Source organism: Streptomyces sp. NPDC001348, assembly GCF_053597535.1.
In genome coordinates, this window is the sequence record NZ_JBSFIK010000021.1 from 78,942 (window position 1) to 85,185 (window position 6,244).

The following is a 6,244-nucleotide window of genomic DNA, read 5'->3' on the forward strand; positions in this document are numbered from 1 at the left end:
CGAAGGGGCGGAGCCCCCTGGCGGGGTCGAAGGGGCGGAGCCCCCTGGCGGGGTCGAAGGGGCGGAGCCCCCTGGCGGGGTCGAAGGGGCGGAGCCCCCTGGCGGGGTCGAAGGGGCGGAGCCCCTGGAGGACGGGAAGGGCAGGGGCGGCGGGGGCGAGACACCCACAGCCCCGGCCGCATCCCAGGCAGCACCCGACAAGGCTCCCGCACTGCGCGCCAGCGCGACCAGCCCCTCCAGATCGCACCCGGCGGAGACCTGCGCCGCCATCGCGGCAACAGCCCCCACCGCCGAACCCCGCCGCTCGGCGACCGGCACCAGCCCCAGATGCCGCGACGGCGTCTCCACCTGCGCCACCCGCCGCAACACCCCCAGCACGGGCACCCCGGCGGAATCCAGCGCCTCCCGCAGAAGAGCCTCGTGCCGGTCGGACGCGACCTTGTTCAGGATCACGCCCCCGACCCGCACCTCCGGATCCCAGGACGCGAACCCGTGCACCAGCGCCGCCACCGACCGCGACTGCGACGACGCGTCCACGACCAGCACCACCGGCGCCCGCAGCAGCTTCGCCACATGCGCGGTGGACGCCAGCTCACCCTCCCCGGCGGCGCCGTCGTACAGCCCCATCACACCCTCGACGACGGCGATGTCACACCCGCGCGCCCCGTGCAGGAACAGCGGCCCGACCAGCTCGGGCCCGCACAGGTACGCGTCGAGGTTGCGCCCCACCCGCCCGGTCGCGAGCGCGTGGTACCCGGGGTCGATGTAGTCGGGCCCGACCTTGTGCGGGGAGACGGCCAGCCCCCGCCCGGTCAGCGCGGCCATCAGCCCCGTGGCAACGGTGGTCTTGCCGCTGCCGGAGGCCGGCGCGGCGATGACCAGCCGAGGCACGGAAGTCACCACTCGATGCCCCTCTGCCCCTTCTGCCCGACGTCCATGGGGTGCTTCACCTTGGACATGTCGGTGACGAGGTCGGCGAAGTCGACGAGCTTCTCCGGCGCGTTCCGCCCGGTGATGACCACATGCTGGGTGCCGGGCCGGTTCCGGAGCACGTCGACGACCTCGTCCGTGTCCACCCACCCCCAGTGCATCGGGTACGCGAACTCGTCGAGCACGTACAGCTTGTACGTCTCGGCGGCGAGGTCCCGCTTGACCTGCTCCCAGCCCTCCCGGGCCTTCTCCTCGTTGGTCGAGTTGTCACCCTGGATATCGCGCTGGACCCAGGACCAGCCCTCGCCCATCTTGTGCCAGTCGACGGTGCCGCCCTCGCCGGAGGCGCCGAGCACCCGCAGCGCGTTCTCCTCGCCGACCTTCCACTTGGCGGACTTGACGAACTGGAACACCCCGATCGGCCAGCCCTGGTTCCAGGCGCGCAGCGCGAGCCCGAACGCGGCGGTCGACTTGCCCTTGCCGATACCCGTGTGGACGACGACCAGCGGCCGGTTGCGCCGCTGCCGGGTCGTCAGCCCGTCGTCCGGCACCACACTCGGCTGTCCCTGAGGCATTACGCGGCCCTCCTCTGTACGTCCTTCACCAGTCCGGCGATCGAATCCGCCCGCAGCTCGTCCAACGTCACGGCCGTACCCCCGAGCTCACCCGCGAGCTGCCCCGCGAGCCCCAGCCGCACGGGCCCCGACTCGCAGTCCACGACCACCGACGCGACGCCCTCGGCGGCGAACAGCCGCGCCGCACGCCCCGCCAGGGCGACCGGCTCAGGGCCGCCGGTGGCCCGCCCGTCCGTCACCACCACGACCAGCGCCCGCCGCGCCGGATCGCGCAGCCGCTCGACCCGCAGCACCTCGTGAGCGCGCAGCAGCCCGGCGGCCAGCGGCGTCCGCCCGCCGGTCGGCAGCGACTCCAGCCTGGCCGCCGCCGCGTCCACGGACGACGTCGGCGGCAGGGCGACCTGGGCGTCCTTCCCGCGGAAGGTCACCAGGCCCACCTTGTCCCGCCGCTGGTAGGCGTCGAGGAGCAGGGACAGCACGGCGCCCTTCACGGCGCTCATCCGCTGCCGTGCCGCCATCGACCCGGAGGCGTCCACCACGAACAGCACGAGGTTCCCCTCGCGCCCCTCCCGGGTGGCCTGCCGCAGATCGTCCCGCCGTACGACCAGCCCCGGCCCGGACCGCCCGCGCGCCCGCTGGTGGGGGGCGGCGGCCTGCACGGTGGCCGCCAGGTGCAGCTTGGTCAGCGTGCCCCGCGGGCGCCGGGCCCCGGTGGTGCGGCCGTGTTCGGTCCGCGCCCGGGAACGCCGGCCGGCGGCGCCCTCGCCGATGCCGGGGACGCTGAGCACCTTGGCACGGAAGGGCTCGGCGGCCCGTGCGGGGGCCTGTTCACCCGCCCCGGCGCCGGAAGGCTGCGGCTCCCCGCCCTCACCGGCCTCGGGGCGCGCACCGGTGTCCCCGCCCTGCGGGTCGCCGTCGCCCTGCGGGGGCTGTCCGCCGCCACCGCCACCGGGACCGTCGGGATCGGGATCCTCGTCGTCCTCGCCGGAGAACTCCTCCAGGGTCTGGTCCAGCTTGTCCTCGTCGAGGCCGGGCGCGTCGAAGGGGTTGCGCCTGCGGCGGTGCGGCAGCGCCAGCAGCGCGGCCTGCCGCACGTCCTCGGCGAGCACGTCGGTCCGCCCGGCCCAGGCGGCCAGCGCGGTCGCGGTGCGGGCCATCACGATGTCGGCCCGCATGCCGTCCACCTCGAAGGCCGCGCAGGTCGCGGCGATCTGCCGGAGCGCCCCGTCGCCGAGCCGCACCGACGGCAGCAGTTCCCGCGCCGCGACGATCCGCGCCCGTACGGCGGCCTCCTCCTCGGCCCACCGGGCGGCGAAGCCGGCGGGATCGTCGTCGTACGCCAGCCTCCGCCGTACGACCTCCACCCGCTGTTCCGGCTCCCGCGAGGCGGCGACCTCCACGGTCAGCCCGAACCGGTCGAGGAGCTGGGGCCTGAGCTCGCCCTCTTCGGGGTTCATGGTGCCGACGAGCAGGAACTTGGCCGCGTGCCGTACGGAGACGCCCTCCCGCTCCACGTAGGAGGCGCCCATCGCGGCGGCGTCGAGCAGCAGGTCGACCAGGTGGTCGTGGAGGAGGTTGACCTCGTCGACGTAGAGGATCCCGCGGTGCGCGTCGGCGAGCAGTCCGGGCTCGAAGGCCTTCACGCCCTCGGCCAGCGCCCGCTCGATGTCCAGTGCGCCGACCAGCCGGTCCTCGGAGGCGCCGACGGGCAGTTCGACCATCCGGGCCGGCCGGGACTCGAACGCCCCCGGCGCGTGCGGCCCGTCCGGGCAGGCGGGGTCGGGGGAGCCGGGGTCGCAGGAGAACCGGCAGCCGGAGACGACGTCCACCTGAGGCATCAGCGCCGACAGCGCACGCACCGCCGTCGACTTGGCCGTGCCCTTCTCACCGCGCACCAGCACCCCGCCGACCGCCGGGGACACGGCGTTCAGCAGCAGCGCGAGCCGCAGGTCGTCCTGGCCGACGACGGCCGTGAACGGAAACGGGGTACTCACTTCTCGTCGCCCTCCAAGTCGCCCTCCAGCTCCAGGTAGGTGGCCCGCAGCCGCTCCAGCGTGTCGGCGTCCGGTTCCGCCCACAGCCCGCGGTCGGCGGCCTCCAGGAGCCGCTCCGTGATCCCGCGCAGGGCCCACGGGTTGGACTTCTTCATGAAGTCCCGGTTCTCGGCGTCGAAGACGTACTCCGCGCTGAGCTTCTCGTACATCCAGTCGTCGACCACGCCCGCGGTGGCGTCGTAGCCGAAGAGGTAGTCGACGGTCGCAGCCATCTCGAAGGCGCCCTTGTAGCCGTGCCGGCGCATCGCCGCCATCCAGCGCGGGTTGACCACGCGGGCCCGGAAGACGCGGTGCGTCTCCTCGCCCAGCGTGCGGGTCTTCACCTGGTCCGGCACGGCCGAGTCGCCGACGTACGCCTCGGGGGAGGCGCCCGTCAGGTGCCGCACCATGGCGACCATGCCGCCGTGGTACTGGAAGTAGTCGTCGGCGTCGACGAGGTCGTGCTCGCGGGTGTCGACGTTCTTCGCGGCGACGGCGATCCGCCGGAACGCCGTCTCCATGTCCCCGCGGGCCGCCCGCCCGTCGAGCCCGCGCCCGTAGGCGTAGCCGCCCCACACCGCGTACACCTCGGCGAGGTCCGCGTCCGAGCGCCAGTTGCGGGCATCGATCAGCGGCAGCAGGCCCGCGCCGTACGCGCCCGGCTTGGAGCCGAAGACACGGGCGGTCGCGCGCCGCCGGTCGCCGTGCTGCGCGGTGTCCTCGTCGGCGTGCGCCCGTACGTAGTTGGACTCGGCGGGCTCGTCCAGCTCGGCCACCGCCCGCACCGCGTCGTCGATCAGCCCGACGACGTGCGGGAACGCGTCCCGGAAGAAGCCGGAGATGCGCACGGTGACGTCGATGCGCGGTCGGCCCAGCTCGGCCAGGGGGACCACCTCGAAGCCGGTGACCCGGCGCGAGGCGTCGTCCCAGACCGGGCGGCAGCCCAGCAGGGCGAGGATCTCGGCGATGTCGTCGCCCTGGGTGCGCATGGCGGACGTGCCCCAGACCGTCAGGCCGACCGACTTCGGGTACGCGCCCGTGTCCTGCAGGTAGCGCGCGACCAGCGAGTCCGCCAGCGACTGTCCGACCTCCCAGCTCAGCCGTGACGGAATGGCCTTGGGGTCGACGGAGTAGAAGTTGCGGCCGGTCGGCAGGACGTTGACCAGTCCGCGCGTCGGCGAGCCGGACGGACCCGCCGGGACGTAACCGCCGTCCAGCGCGCGCAGGATGTGCCCGATCTCGTCGGTGGTCCGCGCCAGCCGGGGCACGACCTCGGTGCAGGCGAACTCCAGCACGGCGACGGCTTCGGGGAGTTCGGTGCCGAGCACCTCACGCACCAGACCGGCCGCTGCCGTCACGTCCCACGCCCGGGACTCCATGCCCTCCGCGAACCGCCGGCACAGCTGCTCCAGCAGGTCGATGGTGTCGGCGGCCGTCCGCGCCGGTCCCGCCACCAGGTCCGTCAGCTCCGCCGGCACCTTCACCGGGGCGCCCGGCTCGGCCAGCAGGTCCTTCTCCGCCAGCCCGAAGTGGGCCGCCAGCGAGGCCCGCAGCCCCGGCAGCGCGTGGGCCTGCCCGCCCCACACCTGCGAGGCCCGCAGCACGGCGAGCACCAGGTTCACGCGCGGCTCGCCGACCGGGCCGCCGCCCAGGATGTGCAGGCCGTCGCGGATCTGCACGTCCTTGATCTCGCAGAGGTAGCCGTCGATGTGCATGACGAACTCGTCGAACTCGTCGTCGTCCGGCTGCTCGGCCACATGCAGGTCGTGGTGCAGCTCGGCCGCCTTGACCAGGGTCCAGATCTGGGCCCGCACAGCAGGTGCCTTCGCCGGGTCCAGGTCGGAGACCAGCGCGTACTCGTCGAGCAGCTGCTCCAGCTTGGCCAGGTCGCCGTAGGTGTCGGCGCGGGCCATCGGCGGCACCAGGTGGTCGACGACCGTGGCGTGCCCGCGCCGCTTGGCCTGGGTGCCCTCGCCCGGGTCGTTGACGATGAACGGGTAGACCAGCGGGAGGTCACCGAGGACGGCGTCCGGCGCGCAGCCGCGCGACAGCCCGAGGCCCTTGCCGGGCAGCCACTCCATCGTGCCGTGCTTGCCCATGTGCACGATCGCGTCGGCGCCGAAACCCCCCTCCGATGTCGCGGCCTCCAGCCACCGGTAGGCCGCCATGTAGTGGTGCGACGGCGGCATGTCGGGGTCGTGGTAGATCGCGATCGGGTTCTCGCCGAAGCCGCGCGGCGGCTGGATCATGACGACGACGTTCCCGAACCGGAGGGAGGCGAGGACGATGTCGTCGCCGTCGACGTAGAGGGAGCCCGGCGGCTCGCCCCACGCCTCCAGCATGCCGTCCCGCAGCCCGGGATCCAGCTTGTCGAACCAGGCCCGGTAGTCGGCGAGCGGCACGCGCGCGGGCGCGGCGGCCAGCTGCTCCTCCGTGAGCCACTCGACGTCGTGCCCGCCGGCCTCGATGAGGCGGTGGATCAGCTCGTCGCCGTTGTCGGGGTACCCCTCGGCCACGTACCCGGCGTCGCGCAGGGCGTCCAGCACCCGTACCGCCGACGCCGGGGTGTCCAGTCCGACCGCGTTGCCGACCCGGGAGTGCTTGGTCGGGTAGGCGGTGAAGACCAGCGCGACCCTCTTCTCGGCGTTGGCCTTGTGCTTCAACCGGGCGTGGCGTACGGCGATCCCGGCGACCCGTCCCGCCCGC

4 protein-coding genes are annotated in these 6,244 nt (G+C 74.0%); all 4 read right to left on the minus strand.

Going from position 1 to position 6,244, the window contains the following annotated elements; genetic code table 11:
* On the minus strand, window positions 1–903 hold a 903-nt coding region (locus ACWC21_RS22490; protein ID WP_450884490.1), incomplete at its 3' end, for a cobyrinate a,c-diamide synthase.
* A complete protein-coding gene (cobO, locus tag ACWC21_RS22495; protein WP_450884492.1) occupies window positions 897–1,505 on the minus strand; it encodes a cob(I)yrinic acid a,c-diamide adenosyltransferase in 609 nt (202 codons plus the stop codon). The genes ACWC21_RS22490 and cobO, both read right to left, overlap by 7 nt.
* Window positions 1,505–3,499: a putative cobaltochelatase gene (locus ACWC21_RS22500; protein ID WP_450884494.1), complete on the minus strand. Its 1,995-nt coding sequence runs from the start codon at window positions 3,497–3,499 to the stop codon at window positions 1,505–1,507. Before ACWC21_RS22500 ends, cobO begins: the two co-directional genes overlap by 1 nt.
* Window positions 3,496–6,244: cobaltochelatase subunit CobN (cobN, locus tag ACWC21_RS22505; protein ID WP_450884496.1), on the minus strand; the 2,749-nt coding region annotated here is incomplete at its 5' end. The genes cobN and ACWC21_RS22500, both read right to left, overlap by 4 nt.

Coding starts and splice junctions, on each gene's coding strand:
- cobO (WP_450884492.1), bottom strand. CDS start 1,505: ATGCCTCAGGGACAGCCGAGTGTGGTGCCGGACGACGGGCTGACGACC.